Origin of the sequence: Amycolatopsis pittospori, assembly GCF_013870525.1 — a bacterium.
In the GTDB taxonomy this organism is placed as follows: Bacteria; Actinomycetota; Actinomycetes; order Mycobacteriales; family Pseudonocardiaceae; genus Amycolatopsis; species Amycolatopsis pittospori.
In genome coordinates, this window is record NZ_JACBXD010000001.1 from 127,571 (window position 1) to 147,554 (window position 19,984).

The 19,984-nt window shown below is 68.0% G+C and carries 19 protein-coding genes; 10 read left to right on the forward strand and 9 right to left on the reverse strand.

Annotated features, from left to right (window positions below; all coding sequences use genetic code 11):
• Window positions 1-4: 4 nt before the first annotated feature.
• A complete protein-coding gene (gene rsmI / locus H5J31_RS00675) occupies window positions 5-838 on the reverse strand; it encodes a 16S rRNA (cytidine(1402)-2'-O)-methyltransferase (protein ID WP_181770415.1) in 834 nt (277 codons plus the stop codon).
• 68 nt (window positions 839-906) lie between these two features.
• On the opposite strand from rsmI, the gene H5J31_RS00680 reads away from it, so the two are divergent.
• Together H5J31_RS00680 and H5J31_RS00685 are read left to right on the forward strand one after the other, a co-directional pair.
• Window positions 907-2,478 (forward strand): dolichyl-phosphate-mannose--protein mannosyltransferase, encoded by a 1,572-nt coding sequence (locus tag H5J31_RS00680; RefSeq protein ID WP_181770416.1) that lies wholly within the window; start codon window positions 907-909, stop codon window positions 2,476-2,478.
• Between the two features lie 83 nt (window positions 2,479-2,561).
• Window positions 2,562-3,614 carry a DUF3558 domain-containing protein gene (locus H5J31_RS00685; protein ID WP_181770417.1) on the forward strand — a complete coding sequence of 351 codons (1,053 nt, stop codon included), beginning with the start codon at window positions 2,562-2,564 and terminating at the stop codon, window positions 3,612-3,614.
• On the opposite strand, the gene H5J31_RS00690 is transcribed toward H5J31_RS00685, so the two are convergent.
• Together H5J31_RS00690 and H5J31_RS00695 are read right to left on the reverse strand one after the other, a co-directional pair.
• Window positions 3,598-4,491 carry an EamA family transporter gene (locus H5J31_RS00690; protein WP_236004461.1) on the reverse strand — a complete coding sequence of 298 codons (894 nt, stop codon included), beginning with the start codon at window positions 4,489-4,491 and terminating at the stop codon, window positions 3,598-3,600. The genes H5J31_RS00685 and H5J31_RS00690 overlap by 17 nt on opposite strands.
• 146 nt (window positions 4,492-4,637) lie before the next feature.
• On the reverse strand, window positions 4,638-4,871 hold the full coding sequence (locus tag H5J31_RS00695; protein ID WP_328701327.1) for a hypothetical protein: 234 nt from the start codon (window positions 4,869-4,871) through the stop codon (window positions 4,638-4,640).
• Window position 4,872: 1 nt separating this feature from the next.
• Here H5J31_RS00695 and H5J31_RS00700 point away from each other — a divergent pair, with 1 nt between their 5' ends.
• A complete protein-coding gene (locus H5J31_RS00700; RefSeq protein ID WP_328701328.1) occupies window positions 4,873-5,244 on the forward strand; it encodes a hypothetical protein in 372 nt (123 codons plus the stop codon).
• Between the two features lie 75 nt (window positions 5,245-5,319).
• Here the strand turns inward: H5J31_RS00700 and H5J31_RS00705 are convergent, their stop codons facing one another.
• Complete coding sequence (locus H5J31_RS00705) at window positions 5,320-7,089, reverse strand: serine/threonine-protein kinase (RefSeq protein ID WP_181770420.1); 1,770 nt, start codon at window positions 7,087-7,089, stop codon at window positions 5,320-5,322.
• A gap of 147 nt (window positions 7,090-7,236) precedes the next feature.
• On the opposite strand from H5J31_RS00705, the gene H5J31_RS00710 reads away from it, so the two are divergent.
• A complete protein-coding gene (locus tag H5J31_RS00710) occupies window positions 7,237-9,144 on the forward strand; it encodes a propionyl-CoA synthetase (protein ID WP_181770421.1) in 1,908 nt (635 codons plus the stop codon).
• A gap of 109 nt (window positions 9,145-9,253) precedes the next feature.
• Window positions 9,254-10,846, forward strand: coding sequence for a beta-N-acetylhexosaminidase (locus H5J31_RS00715; RefSeq protein WP_181770422.1), 1,593 nt, complete (start codon window positions 9,254-9,256; stop codon window positions 10,844-10,846).
• Window positions 10,847-10,912: 66 nt separating this feature from the next.
• On the opposite strand, the gene H5J31_RS00720 is transcribed toward H5J31_RS00715, so the two are convergent.
• Complete coding sequence (locus H5J31_RS00720; RefSeq protein WP_181770423.1) at window positions 10,913-11,521, reverse strand: TetR/AcrR family transcriptional regulator; 609 nt, start codon at window positions 11,519-11,521, stop codon at window positions 10,913-10,915.
• The gene (locus tag H5J31_RS00725) at window positions 11,511-12,206 is read right to left on the reverse strand and encodes an MOSC domain-containing protein (protein ID WP_328701329.1); all 696 of its coding nucleotides are present in this window, start codon (window positions 12,204-12,206) and stop codon (window positions 11,511-11,513) included. Before H5J31_RS00725 ends, H5J31_RS00720 begins: the two co-directional genes overlap by 11 nt.
• 39 nt (window positions 12,207-12,245) lie before the next feature.
• On the opposite strand from H5J31_RS00725, the gene H5J31_RS00730 reads away from it, so the two are divergent.
• Window positions 12,246-12,818: a TIGR03086 family metal-binding protein gene (locus H5J31_RS00730; protein ID WP_181770425.1), complete on the forward strand. Its 573-nt coding sequence runs from the start codon at window positions 12,246-12,248 to the stop codon at window positions 12,816-12,818.
• Here the strand turns inward: H5J31_RS00730 and H5J31_RS00735 are convergent.
• Window positions 12,772-13,155, reverse strand: a complete 384-nt coding sequence (locus H5J31_RS00735) for a DUF779 domain-containing protein (RefSeq protein ID WP_181770426.1) — start codon at window positions 13,153-13,155, stop codon at window positions 12,772-12,774. The genes H5J31_RS00730 and H5J31_RS00735 overlap by 47 nt on opposite strands.
• Complete coding sequence (gene exaC / locus H5J31_RS00740) at window positions 13,155-14,678, reverse strand: acetaldehyde dehydrogenase ExaC (RefSeq protein WP_181770427.1); 1,524 nt, start codon at window positions 14,676-14,678, stop codon at window positions 13,155-13,157. The genes H5J31_RS00735 and exaC overlap by 1 nt, the downstream gene beginning before the upstream one ends.
• Before the next feature lie 105 nt (window positions 14,679-14,783).
• Here exaC and H5J31_RS00745 point away from each other — a divergent pair, with 105 nt between their 5' ends.
• Both H5J31_RS00745 and H5J31_RS00750 read left to right on the forward strand, forming a co-directional pair.
• Window positions 14,784-16,265 carry a GAF domain-containing protein gene (locus H5J31_RS00745; protein WP_181770428.1) on the forward strand — a complete coding sequence of 494 codons (1,482 nt, stop codon included), beginning with the start codon at window positions 14,784-14,786 and terminating at the stop codon, window positions 16,263-16,265.
• 87 nt (window positions 16,266-16,352) lie between these two features.
• Window positions 16,353-17,156, forward strand: coding sequence for a class I SAM-dependent DNA methyltransferase (locus H5J31_RS00750; protein WP_181770429.1), 804 nt, complete (start codon window positions 16,353-16,355; stop codon window positions 17,154-17,156).
• Window positions 17,157-17,617: 461 nt separating this feature from the next.
• Here the strand turns inward: H5J31_RS00750 and H5J31_RS00755 are convergent, their stop codons facing one another.
• The gene (locus tag H5J31_RS00755; RefSeq protein ID WP_207897219.1) at window positions 17,618-18,055 is read right to left on the reverse strand and encodes an Imm10 family immunity protein; all 438 of its coding nucleotides are present in this window, start codon (window positions 18,053-18,055) and stop codon (window positions 17,618-17,620) included.
• Window positions 18,056-18,471: 416 nt separating this feature from the next.
• Here H5J31_RS00755 and H5J31_RS00760 point away from each other — a divergent pair, with 416 nt between their 5' ends.
• A complete protein-coding gene (locus tag H5J31_RS00760) occupies window positions 18,472-19,272 on the forward strand; it encodes an SGNH/GDSL hydrolase family protein (protein ID WP_181770430.1) in 801 nt (266 codons plus the stop codon).
• Window positions 19,251-19,808, forward strand: a complete 558-nt coding sequence (locus tag H5J31_RS00765) for a TetR/AcrR family transcriptional regulator (protein WP_181770431.1) — start codon at window positions 19,251-19,253, stop codon at window positions 19,806-19,808. The genes H5J31_RS00760 and H5J31_RS00765 overlap by 22 nt, the downstream gene beginning before the upstream one ends.
• Window positions 19,809-19,984 lie beyond the last annotated feature (176 nt).

The window sequence follows — 19,984 nt, forward strand, 5'->3', positions numbered from 1 at the left end:
CCGATCACTTGCGCGAAGCGAGAACGGCGTCGTAGAGCTCCTTCTTGGACACTCCCGTGGCCTCGGCGACCTCGGCGGCGGCCGACTTGAGGCGTTCGCCGGAGGCGACCCGCGACGAGACTTCCGAAACCAGATCCGCGACGCTCACCGAACGCGGGGGCGCGCCCGAGAGAACGACGGTGATCTCGCCCTTGACCCCCTCGGCGGCCCAAGCGGCCAGGTCGGGGAGGGTGCCGCGCTTGACTTCTTCGTACGTTTTCGTCAGTTCGCGGCAGACGGCGGCACGGCGCTCGGAGCCCAGGACCTCGGCAGCGTCGGCGAGGGTGCTCGCCAGACGGTGGGGCGACTCGAAGAACACGGCGGTCCGGGGCTCGTCCTTCAGCGAACCGAGCCACTTCGCGCGTTCGCCGGGCTTGCGCGGGGCGAATCCTTCGAAACAGAACCGGTCGCACGGTAGGCCGGACAACGCGAGGGCCGTGGTCACCGCGGATGGGCCAGGCAGGCAGGTTACCGGTACTTCCGCCTCGACGCAGGCCGCCACCAGACGGAAGCCGGGGTCCGAGACGCTAGGCATCCCGGCGTCGGTCACCAACACGACCGTCTCGCCCGCTCGCAGCGATTCCAGCAACTTCGGCAGGCGGGCGGTCTCGACGTCTTCATAGAAGCTGACGACGCGCCCCGTCGGCGACACGTCGAGGGCGGAGGTGAGCGAACGGAGGCGCCGGGTGTCCTCGGCGGCGATCACGTCGGCCGTCGCGAGGGCTTCGGAAAGGCGTGGCGAAGCGTCACGGACGTCTCCGAGCGGGGTGGCTGCCAGCACGAGGCGTCCTTCGGTCATTCCCGAAGGTTAACCGGTTCCCAGATCCGGACACCGAGTTCACTCTCGCGCCCGTAGGATCAGCCCCCGTGACCGCGCTCCTGACCCGTGACGACGAGAGCATGCGGCCTGATCCGGTCGACACGCTCCGGCCACCGAGCGACCGGGAGGCCACCCTCCTCGGCCGAGGCATGCCGACCGACCGCCTACGCGGCTGGGTCGTCACGCTGGTGCTGACGCTCATCGGCGGCATCGTACGAATCCAGAACCTGGGCACGCCCACCGACAAGGGCACCCCCGTCTTCGACGAGAAGCACTACGTCCCGCAGGCCTGGCAGATGCTGCGCAACGGCGGTTACGAAGACAACTACGGCTACGAGCTGATCGTGCACCCGCCGCTGGCGAAGCACCTCATCGCGATCGGCGAATGGTTCTTCGGTTACAACGCCTGGGGCTGGCGGATCATGCCGGCGCTGGCGGGCACGCTGATCGTTTTCCTCACCATCCGGGTCGCCCGCCGTCTCACCCGCTCGACGCTGCTCGGTGCGGTCGCCGGGATCCTGGTGATCAGCGACGGCGTGCTGCATCTGCAGTCGCGGATGGGCATGCTCGACATCTTCATCGCGGTGTTCGTGCTCGCCGCGTTCGCCTGCGTGCTGTGCGACCGCGACCAGGTGCGGCGGCGGCTGGCCGTCGCCGTCCGCGAGGGCTGGGTCAACGAGTCCCGGTTCGGCCCGAAGCTGGGCTTCCGCTGGTGGCGGTTCGCCGGCGGCCTGATGATCGGCCTCACCTTCGGCGTCAAATGGTCGGCGCTGTACTACATCGCCGCGTTCGGACTGCTCACCGTGTTCTTCGACGTCGCGGCCCGCCGCGCCGCCGGGGTGCAGCGGCCGTGGGTCGGCACGCTGCGCCGCGACGTGCTGCCCGCGCTGTGGGCGATCGTCGTGATCCCGATCCTGGTGTACCTAGCCTGCTATTGGGCCTGGTTCGCGAGCGAGACCGCCACCGACCGCAACTACGTGGCGATCAAGGACATCGACCCCGGTATGTGGGCGTGGTTGCCGCCCGCGCTGCGGTCGCTCGGCGACTACTCGATGAACGTCCTCGACTTCCACGCCAACCTGGTCACCCCCAAGGACAAACCACATCCCTGGGAATCCAAGCCGTGGACCTGGCCGATGGGGCTGCGGCCGATGCTCTACGCCTACGCGGGCGGTTCCGAAGCGACCGGCTGCGGCGAGTCGACCTGCGTGCGGGCGACGATGCTGATCGGGACACCGGCGATGTGGTGGCTGGCCCTGCCGATGCTGGGCTGGAGCCTGTGGCGGTCGTTCTTCCGCATGGACTGGCGGTACGCGGCCGTGCTCGTCGGCTACTTCGCCGGCTACCTGCCCTGGTTCACCAACCTCGACCGCCAGATGTACTACTTCTACGCGACGCCGCTCTCGCCGTTCTTGATCCTCGGGTTGACCTTGGTCCTGGGTCAGATCCTCGGCAGCGCGAAACGCGGATTCGAACGGCGGGGAACAGGCATGCTCGTCGTCGCCCTCTACGTGGGGCTCGTCGTGGCCAACTTCGCCTGGCTGTGGCCGATCCTCAACGGCAACGCGATCACCAACGAACACTGGAACGCGGAGCTGTGGCTTCCGTCCTGGAAGTGACCCCGATCGGTTGACGCAAGACCCAGCGAGACGCCGTAAAGCGGCTTAGACTCCTGTCCGAATTAAGGATCTGGGGGTCCATCATGTCTCGTTGGCCGTATTTCGTGGCCATTGCCTTGCTGCTCACCGGGTGCTCGAGCGCCATCGACGGGAAGGCCTTCCGCGAAGGCGCCGCACCCGCCGCGAGCAGTGACGGCGAATCGAAGTATCCGCAGTACAAACCGCCCGCCGACGGGTCGGGTTTCAGCGCTCAAGTGCTCGACCAGCCGCTCGCCCTGCCCGTCGTTCAGAGTGACGAGGGCTGCGCGTGGCAGGATTCGATCAAGGCGGAGCTGCAACCGCTCGGTCTCGTGAGCACCAAGGCCTCGCTCAGCGGTTGCCAGTTCGTGTTCCCGAACAACAAGGGCGCACAAGTGCACGCCTATCACCCGTACGGCTGGGTCACGCAGGACTCACCGGTGATGGAGCCGGTGGAGATCGCCGGGTTCAAGGGGCGGACCTACGCCTTCGACCCGGAACCGGCGACGTTCTGTTCCGTGAACATGGACGTCCGCGCCTACGCCTCGATCGCCGTCGACGCTTACGACATCGGGAGCGACGAAGGAGGCGTTCGCGCCGAGCACTGCGAACTGGCGAAGAAAGTCGCCGAAGTGGTGCTGAAGAAGTTCGTGCCGCTCGCCGGCGGGAAGCCGGCACCGGGCACCGTTCAGGAGCCGCCCGCGGAGGCACTGAAGGACGCGGACGTCTGCGAGGTCGTCAAGTTCACTCACGCGAACTACGCCGGCGTCAACGCGGGCCGCGAAGGCGCGCAGAAGGGCGAGAGCCCGCTGGGGCCGACCTGTACTCACGAAGTCGCCTACGCGAAGGTCGTCGGGATGTATACGACCGGCACCGGCGGCCTCGAAGCCGTGCCACCGAAAGCGGGCGCGGACGTGCGAAACGGAAAGTTCGGCACACTCAAGGCCCGGTTCGAGCAGACCGAGGAGACCTGTGCCCTGAGTGTCCAGCTCGGCAACGGTCAGGTCGTGCAGGTCGACTTCGTCGGCAAGAAGAAGGAAGCGATGAGCCGGACCTGCGTCTCCGCCCAGCTCGTCCTGTCGGTGTCGGTGCTGTCACTGATCACCGGAGAATCTTGAGGCGAGCACGGGCGAAGACCCCGGCCGCGACCAGCGCGGTGATCGCGACGATGCAGACGAGTGACACCGCCGACGGCCGCAGCCGGGGATCCGGCAGCTGAAGGAGCAGCGCGAACACCGGCGACAGGGTCGTGATCAGTGCCGCGGTGATCGGTTCGGTGTGCCGTACGCCGACCTGGAACAGGTACATCGGCAAGGCCACCCCGATCACCGCGAGCACGGCCGACGGCAAGAACGCTTCACCGAGCCGGGGCGTTTCGTCGAGAGCGGTGAAGGTCCAGCCGATCGCGATGATCAACCAGAACCGGGTGGCGAGCACGGAGCGCGGACTGGCACCGGCGTCGCTGAGGCGCTTCGAGAACATCACGTTGCCGGTGGACGCTAGTCCGCACACGAGGGTGAGAACGATGCCGAGGACGACTTCGGCGGCGGGGCGCTCGCCGACACCGCTGTGCCCGGCGAGGGACGCCCAGACCAGCACGACGAGCAGACCGCAGATACCGACAGCCGTGGCGATCTCCGCGCGCAGGACCACGCTGCCTCGGCGGAGGAACGACCCCAGCAGCACCGTCAGCACGGGGCCGATCGCCAGACTGATCACGTTGACGATGGCGGGCTCGAGGAACTTGAGCGCGTACAACATGCTCAGCCAGGTGACCGCGGTGGTGACGTTGATGGCGAGGACGTCGGTGCGCTGCTCACGGAACGGGCTCAAAGCGGACGGCAGCCCTCGCCTCACGACTTCGGTGCCGAAGAAGAACGCCGCCGCGAGACTGAGCGAAATCGCCGCGACGCTGAGCGGACTGAAAGTCTGGACTTGGTTCCCGGCGTAAACGTCGAGCGTCGCGGTGAACACTGCGAAAGCCACCAAAGGCATCAACCCCGCACGCGCGTCCGTCGTCATCTCTCCCCCAGTTTGCATGTACGTACATCTAATGTAGATGCATGCAGATATTTTCAGCGGGCGGACTACCCGTCAAGGTCGGATTTCCCGATTCGACTGTGACACTTGGGGTCTAGTTGTTACTCTCCCCTGGTCAGTAGCAATACGACAGGGGGCATGATGACGATCCGACCGCTCGGGGCGGCCTGCGCGGCCGCGGCGCTGTTCTTGATCGCGGGCTGCGAGGAGCAGACGCCGGGGACCGCGGCGCCGCAGTCTTCGGCCGTTCCGGGCAGCTCGGCGGCGCCGAGTAGCAGTTCGAGCGAACCTACGCCGACAACGAGTGCTTCGCGTCCTTCGGCGACGTCCGCCACCGTGGCCAGCACACCGGCGGCAGGCGGCGCGGTGGCGCACACTCCGGACGGGGCCGCCGGTGTGATGGAGGACTACCACCACGCACTGGGCGCGAAGGATCTGGATACGGTCTGCCGGATCACCGGGCCGGCCTTCGACGGCGGGGACAAGGAGTGCCGCAGCCTCACGCCGATCCAGTTCGGGATGTTCTCCTCAGGCGACCTGCAGAAGCTGAAGCTCACCAAGGTCGACCGCGCGAAGGTGCAGAGTAAGGGCCCGGACAAGGTCACCGTCCCGCCGGCGGCGATCTCGCCGAAGGCGTCGATCATGGAGAGCGACCCCAAGACGTTCACCATGGCGTGGCGCGACGGGACCTGGGTCATCATCGGCTGAAAGAGAGCAAGGGACCTTTGCTATCACTCTCTCCGGGAGAGCGATAGCAAAGGTCCCTTGCTCACTTTTCGCAGGTCAGCGCGGGTGACGCTGCGGCTGCTGGTGCTGAGGTTGCTGTTGCTGCGGAGGCCGCCGCGGCACGATCTGGGTGACCGGGCCGTCCGGCGACTTGCCGGCGCGGGCCAGCCAGCCTTCGACGTCGCGCCGTACGGCGGTGAGCGTCGGACGGCGGCGGGGCTCCTGATCGAGCGACGCGATGAGGATCCGGGCGTGGGCGCTGCGGTTCGGCAGCTTCGACACCGGTTCGGCGCGGGCGGCGGCCATGAGCGCGGCCATCGGGGTTTCCCGGGTGCCGCGCGGCGGCTGGCCCGACAGCGCGTAGCTCACCGTCGCGGCGAGCTGCCAGGCGTCCGACGCCGGGCTCGCGGTAGCGCCCATCGCCTGCTCGGGGGCGACGAAGTCCGGCGTGCCGATCATCATCCCGGTCGCGGTCATCTTCGAGTCGCCCTGGCTGCGGGCGATGCCGAAGTCGATGAGGTGGGCGAGCCCGTTGCGGTCGAGGATGATGTTCGACGGCTTGAGGTCGCGGTGCAGCACACCCTTCTCGTGCGCCGCGGCGAGCGCGCCCGCCATGGTCGACCAGAGTCGTCCGGCGGCGATGTCGTCCAGCGGGCCCTGCGAGTCGACGATCTCGGCCAGCGAGCGCCCTTCGAGGTACTCCATGACCAGCGCGAGCCCGTCGGGTTCCTCGACGAGGTCGTACACCTTGACGCAGTTGGGGTGGTTCACCACGGCCAGCGCCCGGGCCTCGCGTTGCATGCGCTCTTCGGTGTCCCGGTCCGGCGCGTGCGCGATCTTCAGCGCGACCGTGCGGTTGAGCTGTGTATCGACCGCTTCCCACACGGTGCCGAAGCCACCGTGACCGAGCCGCCGGACGCGCTTGTAGCGGCTGCCGCCGGAATTACGGGAACCCGGGGGCGCCGGGACCGGGCCGGGCACCGCGGCCAAAGCAGGTGGTTCGGGGGCTTGCGCCAGCGCGGTCGCCGGGTACTGCTTGGGCGGCGCGGGCGGCGGCGGAAGCTGCTGCTGCGGCTTCGGGGCGGGCGGCTCCGGACGGTAGGGCTCGATCTTCTGCCGGGGCTGCGGGTCGGGCCGGTTGATCACCGACCACGGCGGCGGGCCGACCAGCGCGACCGGGATCAGGCCCAGCACGCTGAGCGGCAGGAAGCCGAGCCAGAAGTGCACGGCGGTGTTCGCGCCCATGCCGACGCTGGCCAGCACCATCAGCACGAACGGGATCCAGAAGAACCGCGAAGGCCACTTCGGGCCGCGACGGAACGCGGTGCGTGCCTGCAGCATCACGAAGAGCAGCGAAAGCGCGGGCAGGCCGACCAGCAGGATCAGGTAGAAGATGTAGCTCAGCTGCATCCCGTTCGGATAGAACAGGACCTCGTACACGTTCTGGCCTTGCCCCAGGTACGCGCTCTGCTTGCCGACCAGCGGGCTGTAGTCGGTGTTGAACGTCGACAGATCACTGCTGGAGAAGCCGGAGTCACCGCCCTTCGGCGAAGCTGCCTCCTGGTAGACCTGTGAGGCACCGGTGGCCAGCAGCCACGGAAGCAGGAAGACGGCGACGACGCCGATCCCGCCGAAGATGGACAGGGTCACCACGTCGTAGCGGTTGCCGGTGCCTTTGCGGATGATCGCGACGATCATCGCCCCCAGTGCGGGCAGCAGCGCGACCAGCGCTCCCGCGGTGCTCGTCGCCCACACCCAGTCACCAGGCCAGATACCTGGCCCGAACAGGCCGTGTGCGAACGAAAGCAGCGCGCTCGCTAGTCCCATGGACCCTGCTCCCCTCGCTGGTTTGGCCGTTTCCGGCCGGTTTTTCCCTTGGTTCAGCTTAGGACGCTATACGTCCTCGCAGGGTTGCCGGGTTGTCGTCGGCGTCTCCCGGCCGTTACCACCAGGCATTCATCTCGTGGCCGGTCCATGATGGGTCCGTACCCGAGGGCGAAGGAGCATTCGATGTACGCCGAGTCGTACCAGCGGAGTCTCGAAGACCCGGAGGGCTTCTGGCTCGAAGCCGCTCGGGCGATCGATTGGACCAGCCCGCCGACGCGGGCCCTCGACTCCTCGAAGGCGCCCTTCTACCGCTGGTTCCCGGACGGAGAGCTGAACACGGCGTTCAACGCGCTCGACCGGCACGTGCGGGACGGCCGCGGCGAACAGACCGCGCTGATCTGGGATTCGCCGGTGACCGATTCCGTTCGCCGGTTCACCTACGCGGAACTGCTGGACGACGTCGCCAGGTTCGCCGGAGCGCTCGCCTCGCTCGGCGTCGGAAAGGGCGACCGCGTCATCGTCTACATGCCGATGGTGCCCGAGGCGGCGATCGCAATGCTCGCCTGTGCCCGGCTCGGCGCGGTGCACTCGGTGGTGTTCGGCGGGTTCGCGCCCAAGGAACTCGCGGCGCGGATCGAAGACGCGAAACCCAAGGTCGTCGTGGCCGCGTCGTGCGGGATAGAGCCGGCGCGAGTCGTCGAGTACCTGCCGATCATCGACGAGGCACTCGCGGGAACGGCCCACCAGCCGGACAAGGTCGTCGTGCTGCAGCGGGAGCGGGCCCGCGCCGAACTGGGCGAACGCGACGTCGACTGGGACGAACTGGTCGCGAAGGCCTCCCCCGCCGATCCGGTGCCGGTCGCGGCGACCGATCCGCTGTACATCCTGTACACCTCGGGCACGACCGGGAAGCCGAAGGGCGTCGTGCGCGACACCGGCGGTCACGCGGTCGCGCTGGCCTGGTCGATGGGCGCGATCTACGACGTCCGTCCCGGCGACGTGTGGTGGACGGCGTCGGACGTCGGCTGGGTCGTCGGCCACTCCTACATCGTGTACGCGCCGCTGCTCATCGGGGCGACGTCCGTGATGTACGAAGGCAAGCCCGTCGGAACCCCTGACGCGGGCGCGTTCTGGCGGGTCATCGCCGATCACGGGGTGAAGGCGCTGTTCACCGCGCCGACGGCGTTGCGGGCGATCAAGAAGGTCGACCCGGACGCGAACGAACTCGTGAAATACGATTTAGGCCGGTTCGAGACGTTGTTCATGGCAGGTGAACGGCTCGATCCGGAGACGTATCACTGGGCGCACGAGAAGCTCGGTACGCCGGTGATCGATCACTGGTGGCAGACCGAGACCGGCTGGCCGATCGCGGCGAATCCGCGCGGACTGGAACCGATGCCGGTCAAACCCGGTTCCGCGACGAAGCCGGTGCCGGGCTGGGACGTGCGGATCCTGGACCAGGCGGGCGAGCCGCTTCCGGCCGGGAAAGAGGGGGCGATCTCCATCAAGTTGCCTCTGCCGCCGGGTTCGCTGCCGACGCTGTGGGAGGACGACGAGCGGTATCGAGAGGCGTACCTTTCGCGGTACGACGGCTACTACCTGACGGGTGACTCCGGGTACGTCGACGAAGACGGCTACCTGTTCGTCATGGGCCGCACCGACGACGTCATCAACGTCGCGGGCCACCGGCTTTCGACAGGTTCGATGGAGGCCGTGCTGGCCTCGCACCCCGCCGTCGCGGAATGCGCGGTGATCGGGGTGAGGGACCAGCTCAAGGGGCAGTTGCCGCGGGGGTTCGTGGTGCTGAAGTCGGGTGTCGAAACCGACGCCGACGTCCTCAAGACCGAACTGGTCGCGCTGGTGCGCCGCGACATCGGCCCGGTGGCGGCGTTCCGCGACGTGTCCATTGTGGACGCGCTGCCGAAGACGCGGTCCGGGAAGATCCTGCGCAAGACCATGCGCGGGATCGCCGACGGCCGTGACGAAGCGGCGCCCTCGACCATCGAAGACGCGAGTGTTCTCGATGCTCTGAAAGCGGTGCTTCGTGGGGAGTGAACCGGTGATCGGTACGCACACCTAGTCCGATCGGGTGTTGTCGGCTTTGCCCTATTGGTCTATACCTCTAAGAGCAGAGAGTCTCCAGTTCCCCGACCGGAGGTGCTCCATGAGTAAACGCCTGTCCAGAACCGTGCTCGGCGTGGCCGTCCTGAGTCTCGTGACTCTCGGACTGCCCGCGACGGCGAGCGCGGACACCGCGGCGGCGCAGCACGCGAAGGCCGAGCGGACCGTCACCGACGTCGTCCCCGCACCGGTCGCCGCGAAGGCCGACCCCCGCGCGAACTTCCGGCTCAGCCCCGCGACCGTCATCCGCGCCGACCGCGAAGGCAAACAGGTCGCCGAATACCTGGCCGGCCTGCTGCGGCCCGCCACCGGCTACCGGCTGCCCGTCGTCACCGGCCACCGCGGCGGAGGCCCCGCCATCTCCCTGGAAACCGGTCACGCGGATCACCGCGTGGGCACCGAGGGCTACCAGCTCAAGGTGTCGTCCTCCGGCGTGACCCTGAAGGCGAACACCGACGAGGGCCTGTTCCTCGGCGTCCAGACCCTGCGCCAGCTGTTCCCGTCGGCGATCGACGCGAAGACCGTCCAGCACCGCTCGTGGGTGGTTTCGGGCGGCACCGTGCTCGACTACCCGCGCTTCGGCTACCGCAGCGCGATGCTCGACGTCGCGCGGCACTTCTTCACCCCCGCGCAGGTCAAGCTCTACATCGACCAGATCGCGCAGTACAAGATCAACACGCTCCACCTGCACCTGAGCGACGACCAGGGCTGGCGGATCGAGATCAAGAGCTGGCCGAAGCTGGCGACCGTGGGCGGGCAGACGGCCGTCGGCGGCGCACCCGGCGGGTACTACACGCAGGAGCAGTACAAGGATCTGGTGCGCTACGCGGCTTCGCGGCACATCACGGTCGTTCCCGAGATCGACATGCCGGGGCACACCAACGCGGCACAGCACTCCTACGCCGAACTGAACTGCGACGGCGTCGCGGTGCCGCCGCGCACGGACATCGAGGTGGGCTACAGCTCGCTGTGCATCGGCAAGGACATCACCTACAAGTTCGTCGACGACGTCGTCCGCGAACTGGCCGCGATCACTCCGGGGAAGTACATCAACATCGGTGGCGACGAGGCGCACTCGACCACCCCGGAGGATTACCAGACCTTCGCCAAGAAGGTGCATCCGATCGTCGCGAAGCACGGCAAGCTGATCACAGGCTGGCATGACATCGCGAAGACGAACCCGCCGGTTTCGGCCGTCCCCCAGTTCTGGGGCACGACCGGCACCGACGCCAACGTCGCCGCCGCGGCGGCCCGGGGCAACAAGATCCTGATGTCGCCGGCGAACAAGGCGTACCTCGACATGAAGTACAACCCGCAGACGCCGCTCGGCCTGGACTGGGCCGCGTTGATCGAGGTCAAGGACGGCTACGACTGGGATCCGGCCACGTATCTGCAGGGCGTGACGGAGAAGAACGTGCTCGGTGTCGAAGCGCCGCTGTGGTCGGAAACGCTGATCACCAGTGACAACATCGAGTTCATGGCGTTCCCGAGGCTGCCGGGACACGCGGAGATCGGCTGGTCGCCGAAGGCTTCCCGCAGCTGGGACGCCTACCGGCTCCGGCTGGCGAAGCAGGGTCCGCGCTGGGTTCAGCAGGGCATCGACTTCTACCGATCGACCCAGGTCGACTGGAAGTAGCAGTCCCGCGCGCGTGCAATGAACGGCCCGTTACTTGCGAAATTTGCAAGTAACGGGCCGTTCATGTCACTTCGCGGCGGCGTCGAGGCGAGCGGTGATGGCGGCCCGGGCGAGCGTGTAGGGCTTCGCGCCGCCGAACATGACCGAGTCCGCGTTCGCGGCCCGGCCGAGGGCGTGGAGTTCGAACGCCAGCCGGTCCACGTCGACGGACTCGCGAAGATGACCCGCTTTTCTCGCCGCGATGACGGTGGTCCGGATGAACTCGGCGAACGAGCGGCTCGCGTGCGCCACGGCGTCGTGGACGCGGCCGGTCCTCGCGTCGTACTCGGCGCCGGTGTTGAAGAAGAAGCAGCCGCCCGGGAACACGCGGCGTTCCGAATAATCCAGCCAGTTCACGCAAAGGGCACGCAGCCGGTCGATACCCGGCTCGACCTCCAGGGTCGGGCCGACGACGTTCTCGGTGAAGATCGCGCTCGCCGTTTCGACCGCCGCGAGCTGCAGTTCCTCCTTGGAACCGAACAACGCGAACACACCCGATTTGCTCAGTTCGAGTTCGGTGGCGAGCCTGCCGAGCGACAACCCGTCGAGCCCCTCGACGGAAGCGATGTCGACGGCGCGCCGCAGCACGATCCGCCTCGTCGCGTCGCCTCGGGCCACCCGGCCGTCAACCGGCATTCCGTTCCTCCCACCGCCGTTTCGCCGTTTCCAGGCCGTCACGGTACTGCCGGGAGAGCGCCGGCGCCGCCAGGACCCGGTCCAGCAGCGCCCAGTACTCGGCCCGCCTGTCCTCGCCCAGCTGGGCGACGTTGGCGAACGACGCGACGTACACCTCCGCGATCGTCGGATTCACCGGATCGCGTTCTTCCAGCGTCAGGAGACCGGACGTGGGGACCTCACCCGTCCGAAGTACGCGCAGGTACCAGCCACTGCGACCGGAGTCGATCATCGCCGGGATGACGTCCTTGCGCCCGGTCTTCATCGCGAGTTTGAAGCACGGTGTCCGCGGCTGCGAGACCTGGACCAGCGCTTCTCCCCAGGACCAGACGTCGCCGATGCGCACGTCGTACTCGTCGGCCCCCGCCACCGACAGGTTCTCCCCGAAATCGCCCGCGGCCACTGCGAAACCCTGCTCGGACCACACCGCGTAATGCGCCGCCGGATAGACGTAGACCGCTTTGTCGACCCCGCCGTGGACGGTGCGATCCGCCTGGTCGTCGCCCGCCAGGTTGATCTCGTCCAGTTTCAGGAACGACGACTCGACGCGCGACTTCGCGATGGCGCTGTACACCGGGACGTCGCGCTTCACCCCCAGCACGGACGGCCGACCGACGAAGACCTCGTTCAGTTCGAGAGTGCTCACCCCTAGAAGATAGCACGATCGTTCGTATAGCTTAGCCGGATGGACTTCCTCGCCTTGACGACCAGAGCCCATCACGACACCGGGACGACGATCGCCGGAATCGGCACGGACGACTGGGGCCGCTCGACCCCCTGCGCCGAGTGGACCGTCCGCGACATCGTGAAACACCTGATCGACAACTACGAGCGCGGTGCGGCCCAAGCCGCGGGACGGCCACGCGAAACCCATCCGACCTCGGACGACGACCTCACCGACGCCTACGAAAAGAGTTCCTCCGAGTTTCTCGCGGCCTTCGGCACGCAAGCCCTGGAAAAGATCTTCGATTTCGGCGGCTTCGGTCCGCTGCCGGGCAAGAACGTCCTGGCCGTGCTCTTCGTCGACACCCTCGTCCACGGCTGGGACCTCGACGCCGCACTCGGCCGCGAGCATCACTGGGACGACGAACTCGCCACCGCCGCGTTGCGCGTGGCGAGCCGCTACCCCGACGTCATGCCGGTGCGCGGACCCGGCGGCGCCTTCGACCACGCTGTCGAGGCACCGCCGGACGCCGGCCCGGGTGAGCGGCTCATCGCGTTGCTGGGCCGTTCAATTCCGCCGATTCCTCGTCGCTGAACAACCGGGAGCGGGTCAGGAAACGGACCCCTTCGGGCGCCTCCAAGGAGAATCCGCTGCCCCGGCCGGGAACGACGTCGATCGTCAGATGCGTGTGCTTCCAGTACTCGAACTGCGGGCCCGACATCCACACCGGGACGTCTTCGATCCCTTCGACGACCAGGTCGCCGAGGTGGACGTCCGAGACGCCGGTGCGGAATTCGCCCGCCGGGTAACACATCGGCGCGCTTCCGTCGCAGCATCCGCCCGACTGATGGAACATCACCTGCCCGTGGAGCGACACCAGCCGCCGCAGCAGATCCGCGGCGGCCGGTGTCAAGCCGACCCGTCGCGCCATCAGAAGAACCCGAGCGCACTGTCCGAATAGGACACCAGCATGTTCTTGGTCTGCTGGTAGTGGTCCAGCATCATCTTGTGGTTCTCGCGTCCGATGCCGGACGCCTTGTAGCCGCCGAAGGCCGCGTGCGCGGGGTAGGCGTGGTAGTTGTTGACCCACACCCGGCCGGCCTGGATGTCGCGGCCGGCGCGGTAGGCGGTGTTGCCGTCGCGGGACCAGACACCGGCGCCGAGGCCGTACAGCGTGTCGTTGGCGATCTTGAGCGCGTCGGCGTAGTCGTCGAACTTCGCCACCGAGACGACCGGGCCGAAGATCTCCTCCTGGAAGATCCGCATCTTGTTGTCGCCCTCGAACACCGTCGGCTGCACGTAGTACCCGCCGGACAGTTCTCCGCCGAGGTCGCTGCGCTCGCCGCCGGTGAGGACCTTCGCGCCTTCCTTCACGCCGATGTCGATGTAGGAAAGGATCTTCTCCAGCTGGTCGTTGGAGGCCTGCGCGCCGATCTGCGTCTCGGTGTCGAGCGGGTGGCCCTGCTTGATCTTCTTGACCCGTTCGACGGCGTCGCCGAGGAACCGGTCGTAGATGCCGGACTGGATCAGCGCCCGCGACGGGCAAGTGCAGACCTCGCCTTGATTCAGCGCGAAGAGCGCGAAGCCCTCCTGCGCCTTGTCGTAGAAGGCGTCGTTGGCCGCGGCGACGTCGTCGAAGAAGATGTTCGGGCTCTTCCCGCCGAGTTCGACGGTGACCGGGATGATGTTCTCGCTGGCGTACTGCAGGATCAGGCGCCCGGTGGTGGTCTCGCCGGTGAACGCGACCTTCCGTACCCGGTTGCTCGACGCGAGCGGTTTGCCCGCCTCGACGCCGAACCCGTTGACGATGTTCAGCACGCCCGGCGGGATCAGATCGCCGATGAGCGACATCAGCAGGTGGATCGACGCCGGGGTCTGTTCGGCCGGTTTGAGCACGATCGCGTTGCCGGCGGCAAGCGCGGGCGCGAGTTTCCAGACCGCCATCAGCAGCGGGAAGTTCCACGGGATGATCTGGCCGACGACGCCGAGCGGCTCGTGGAAGTGGTATGCCACGGTGTTGTCGTCGATCTGCGAAATGCCGCCTTCTTGGGCGCGCAGGGCGCCGGCGAAGTAGCGGAAGTGGTCGATCGCGAGCGGAATGTCGGCGGCGAGGGTTTCGCGGACCGGCTTGCCGTTCTCCCAAGACTCGGCGACGGCGATCGCTTCGAGGCTCTGTTCCATCCGGTCGGCGATCCTGAGCAGCACATTCGACCGCTCGTCCACCGACGTCCGGCCCCATGCCGCGGCCGCGCCCTCGGCCGCGTCGAGCGCGCGGTCGACGTCGGCGGCGGTGCCGCGGGCGATCTCGGTGAACACCTGTCCGGTCACCGGGGTCGGGTTTTCGAAGTACCGACCGCTCGCGGGCGGTACGTACTCGCCTCCGATGTAGTGGTCGTAGCGCGATTCGTAGCTGACGACGCTGCCTTCGGTGTTCGGTGCCGCGTACTTGGCCATCTGTCCTGCCTCATCGCTAGGGGTGACGGATGGCGGCGAAGGTAGGCCGGGCGACGTTGCACGCACGTTGCAGGGAAGTGAGCGCGGTCACCTATCCTCGAAAACGTGGCGGAGCGGCCCGATGGTGAGGCGTCGCCGCGTGACCCTCAGGAGTACGCGCGGCTGCTGAAGGACGTCCACGACGCCGTCCTCTCCGGGGTTCCCGCGCCACGTTCTCCCAGGTCGATCGTGTCGGCGTCATGGGATCGCTCGCTCGCCGCGCGGGTCGATCCGGACACCGGTGTCGCCCCGCTGGTCTACGACTCCAGCGAGCTGAGCGGCCTGCGTGAAGAACATCCGCTGGCCCCGGTGCTGCCGATCCTGCGCCAGACGCTGGTGAGCATCGCGGACGACGCCGAGCACATGATGATCGTGACCGACGCGGCCGGGCACATCCTGTGGCGCGAGGGCGCGGCGGGCGTGCTGCGGCGTGCGGACGGCGTGATGCTCGCCGAGGGCACGCGGTGGAGCGAGGACGTCATCGGCACCAATGCGATGGGCACGACGCTCGCCACCGGGGAGCCGGTGCAGATCTACTCGGCCGAGCATCTCGTGCGGACCTATCACGGTTGGACCTGCGCGGCGGCGCCCGTACGTGATCCGGAGACCGGCGCACTGCTCGGGTCGATCGACGTCAGCGGGCCGCTGCGGACCGTCCATCCCGCAATGCTCGCGCTGGTCACGGCCGCCGCCCAGCTCGCCGAAGGACAGTTGCGGGCACGGCTCGCGCTGCGCGACGAACGGCTGCGGATCATGAACATGACCCATCTGGAGTCGCTCCGCGGCGCGCCGGGCGCGTTGCTTTCCGCGCAGGGCCGCGTGCTCGCGGCGGAATCCTGTGGCGATCTTCCCTCCACTGTGGACATCCGGCGCGGCGGCGGCGCGGTCACCCTGCCCGACGGACGGCTCGGCACGGTGGAGCCGTTGAGCGAGGGTTACCTGCTGCGACTGCGGAACCGGGGCCCGTCGAGGCGCCCCCGGCTCGCGCTGGAGTTCCTCACCGACGGCCCGCCGTCGACCACTGTGGACGGACGAGAGATCCCGTTCACCTTGCGGCACGCGGAGATCCTCACGCTGCTTGCCCTGAACCCCGGCGGACTCTCGGCGGAACGGCTGGCGCTGCTGCTCTACGGCGAGAGCGGCAACCCGGTGACGGTGCGCGCCGAGATCCACCGGCTGCGGACGCAACTCGGGTCGGACATCGTGCGGACGCGGCCGTACCGGCTGTCGGCCGACGTCGACGCCGACTTCCTGCGGGTCCGCGCGGCGCTCAGGCGGGGCGACGTCGCCGGTGCGGCCGACGCGTTCCACGGTCCGCTTCTGGCCGAGTCGGAATCCCCCGCCGTGCGCGAGGAACGCGAGTCCGTCACCGCGTCGGTCCGCCGGGTCGTGCTCGGCGGCAAGGACGCGGCGGCGCTCTGGTCGTACTGGGAGACGTCGTGCGGTGCCGACGACTTGGAGATCGTCGACGCGCTGTGCCGGGTGCTGCCCGACGGCGACCCGCGACGTGCCGTGGCCTTCACCCATCGGGCCCGGCTGGGTCGCTGACGAAAGTGATAGCAAAGGTCCCTTGCTCCGCCGGGGTGCCGAAAATGGGGTGAGGGACGCACGGCCGCGGGCGTAGCGTCGGCGACCATGATCGGTGAAGCGAACGCGGGAGACGACCCGGCGGACGGCTGGTTCCCCGAGAGCGTGGCCGCGAGTTACGACGCACCGGGCGGCGTGAACTCACCCGACGTGGTGACAACCGCCGTGGACGTCCTCGAAGACCTCGCCGACGGCCCGGTCCTCGAATTCGCCGTCGGCACCGGGCGGATCGCCGCGCCGCTGGCCGCTCGCGGCGTACCGGTGAGCGGCATCGAACTGAGCCGGGCGATGGCGGCGCGGCTCGTGGACAAGCCGGGCGGCGACGCCGTCGAGGTCACGATCGGCGACATGACGACGACGCGGGTGGACGGCCGGTTCTCGTTGGTCTATCTGGTGTTCAACACGATCAGCAACGTGACCACCCAGGACGGGCAGGTCGACGTCTTCCGCAACGCGGCCGCGCACCTGCGGCCGGGCGGACTGTTCCTCGTCGAGGTGGGCCTCCCGGACCTGCGCCGACTGCCACCCGGACAGGACACCGTCCCGTTCACGGTGACCCCCGGCTACGTCGGGTTCGACCAGTACGACGTCGTCACGCAGGAGTTCACGTCGAACCACGTCACGGTGTCACCCGACGGGACGGGGCGGTTCCGCCGTATCCCCTTCCGGTATGCCTGGCCTGCCGAGATGGACCTCATGGCGCGTATCGCCGGGATGAGGCCGAAGTACCGCTGGGCGGATTGGGACCGCTCGGAGTTCACCGCCGAGAGCACCAAGCACGTGTCCGTCTGGGAGGCAGACCCCGGCATGTTGTCCGTTCCGTTCGAAGATGGCGGGATTTCGGGCGGCTGACCTGCGGTTCGCCAAATAGGTATGGACATCACGGCGGTGATCTGTCCGGACCTTCTTGGCGGATTCGGTGCGCAGGACGGGCTCGACAGCATCGGAAGCAACGGCGTCGCCGCGTGACAATGCAGAGTACGGAGACGCGAACCACACTGCCCCCGCAGGCAACGACCCGCCATGTACCCCCGAACTCCGCCACTACCTCCGCCATCGAGGTCCGAACACCGCCACCTTCGTCCGGACAGGACAGCATGTTGTCCCGTCCGGCTGAGCCTTTCGGGTCTGTGTGCCGCTGAGCTGCGGCACGAAAACTAGGTCCGGACAGTTGGTCGCCGAGTTGTCCGGACTTACCTTGCGGAATCGGTGACTGCGGTTCGGCTTCGAGCATGCGCACCGTTGATCACGCGGCCCGTCGTCGAGCCGAACGACGGGTGCCTGTATCCCGTCCGCCTTCCACTCCGGAAGCTTCACCCACCGGAGGAGGGGCCAGCAGCGCTCAGCCCGATTAGCTCTGGTCGCTTGTCGTGAGCGCCCCAGGCGAGAATCTCGCGGAGCCGTCCGGACAGAACCACGTCATCAGTACGTGAGCCGCTCAGGTCTGCCTCCACGGCAATCGGGACGTCCAGGATCGCGGCGTCCTCGGCCGTGAACTCCAGGGTGAGCTGTGCACCGGTCAATCGCACACCACGCAGGCAGCCATACACCGTGACACCTCGTTCGGTGGAGACGCAGTAAGAGTCCATCCCTGACCGGACTTCTTGCTCGTCGGGCTCGTAGGTGGATCGCTGGATAGAGAACGACCTCCGGACACCGGCACCATCGACTCCGGCGATCCCGACCTCCACGGTCTCATCGTCCTCGTAGTCCTCGAAGTACCCGACCTCCACTGCGGTCAGCCTCATCATCGGCAGCACCCTTCCCACAGCCCATGTCCCTGAGCGCTTGACCACCGGGGCCAGACCAGGCTTCGGTGGATGTGCCCCATTCTCCTGACCGCTACCCGCCGCGGATCAGCACCCGCAGATTCCCCGAACCCGCCCGACCGCGCACGGAAGCCGCTGCTCACCGTCCTCGTCAGTGAACACGACCTCGAACCGTTCACTCGATACGGACCCGCCACCAGAGACAAGATCAAGGCTCTGCACGGGCGGCATTGTGCCGAACCCGCCCCAGCTCACCAGCCACCGCCCCGAAAACTAGGCCCGGACACCGAAAGGATCAGCCGGACAGGACACATGCGAGCGCGCCCAGAAGTAGACAGCGTCTACACGAGTTTGATAGACAGTGTCTACAAGGTGAACTCGCGGTTACGGAGATCTGGATGGGCTACCAACGTTTCGTCGCGCTCGGCGACAGCTGCGCCGAAGGGCTGGCGGACCCGCATCCGGACGGCGGCCACTACCGCGGCTGGGCCGACTTCGTCGCCGGACGCCTCGCCGAGGACGAGCCCGGTTTCCGGTACGCCAACCTCGCGGTCCGCGGGCGACGCCTCGACCAGATCCACGCCGAACAGACCCCGGCCGCGAGCAGGCTCGCCCCCGATCTGATCGCGCTGTTCGGCGGCGGCAACGACGTGATGAGCCGCGGCTGGGACGCGCGCACGGTGGCCCGCCGCGTCGACACCGCCATCCGCGTCTGCACCGAGATCGCGCCCACCGTCGTCACCTTCACTCTCAGCGACATCTCCCACCGCATGCCGATGGGGCACCGTATGCGCCCGCGCATCACCGCGCTGAACGACGCCGTCCGCGAAGCGTCCGTCAGCTACGGCGCGACGCTCGTCGACCTCTGGCCGGATCACGCCGCGCACGATTCCCGCTATTTCGGGCCGGACCGGCTGCACCTTTCCGAACAGGGACACCGGCGGCTCGCCGGGCACGTCCTCGGCAAACTCGGCGTCGGCCACGACCCGGCCTGGCTCGAACCGCTTCCCGGCTCGGCCGGCCGCCCCGGTCTGCGGGCGGATCTGCGCTGGGTGACGCGGGAGGTCCTGCCGGTCGCGGTCACCCGCTTCCGCAACCGGCTCATCGGCCGCCAGCCGGGGGACGGCTTCCTGCCGAAGCGCCCCGATCTCCTGCCGGTCCTCGGGGAAAACCAGGCATGGGCGCCCGAACCCGCCTGATCGACACGGCGGCGAATCTGCTGGCCGAAGAGGGCGTCGGCGCCGTCACGCTGCGCGGGATCGCCAAGGCGGCAGGTGTCTCGCACGGGGCTCCACTGCGGCATTTCTCCGGCCGCGCGGCCTTGCTCTCGGCCGTCGCCACCCGCGGTCACGCCGAACTGCTCGACCGCGGCGCCGGCCTGCCGGACGGGACCCCGCGCGAACGCCTGATCGCGGCCTGCCACGGCTATCTCGACTTCGCGCTGGCCAATCCGGCGATGTTCGAGTTGATGTTCCGCCGCGACCTCGTCGATCCTGACGATCCCGAACTCACCCGGGTCAGCAGCGCGGTGTTCGACTACTTCGCCGCGTTGGTCGCCGCCGTCCAGGACGGCGACTGGCATCCCACGACCGATCCGCGGCTGCTCGCGTCGTCACTGTGGGCATCGCTGCACGGCCTCGCCCAGCTGTGGCTTTGGGGCGGACTGGCGGGTGCGAGCTTCGCGCCTTCACCGGAGAGGGCACTGGCCGTCACGCTGGACGCGTATCTCGGATGATCAGGCTCGGCGAAGAGGCGCCCCGCTTCGGGTATCCCCTCCCAAAAGGCCCTCTTACCCAGAGTGGGTCATCCTCTTCGCCGAGTTGGGGGAATGGAATGTCCATCCTGTTCCGACGGTATCCGGGTGGATCACCGAGCGGAATCACCCCGAGTCGGAAGCCGGGGTAAACCTTC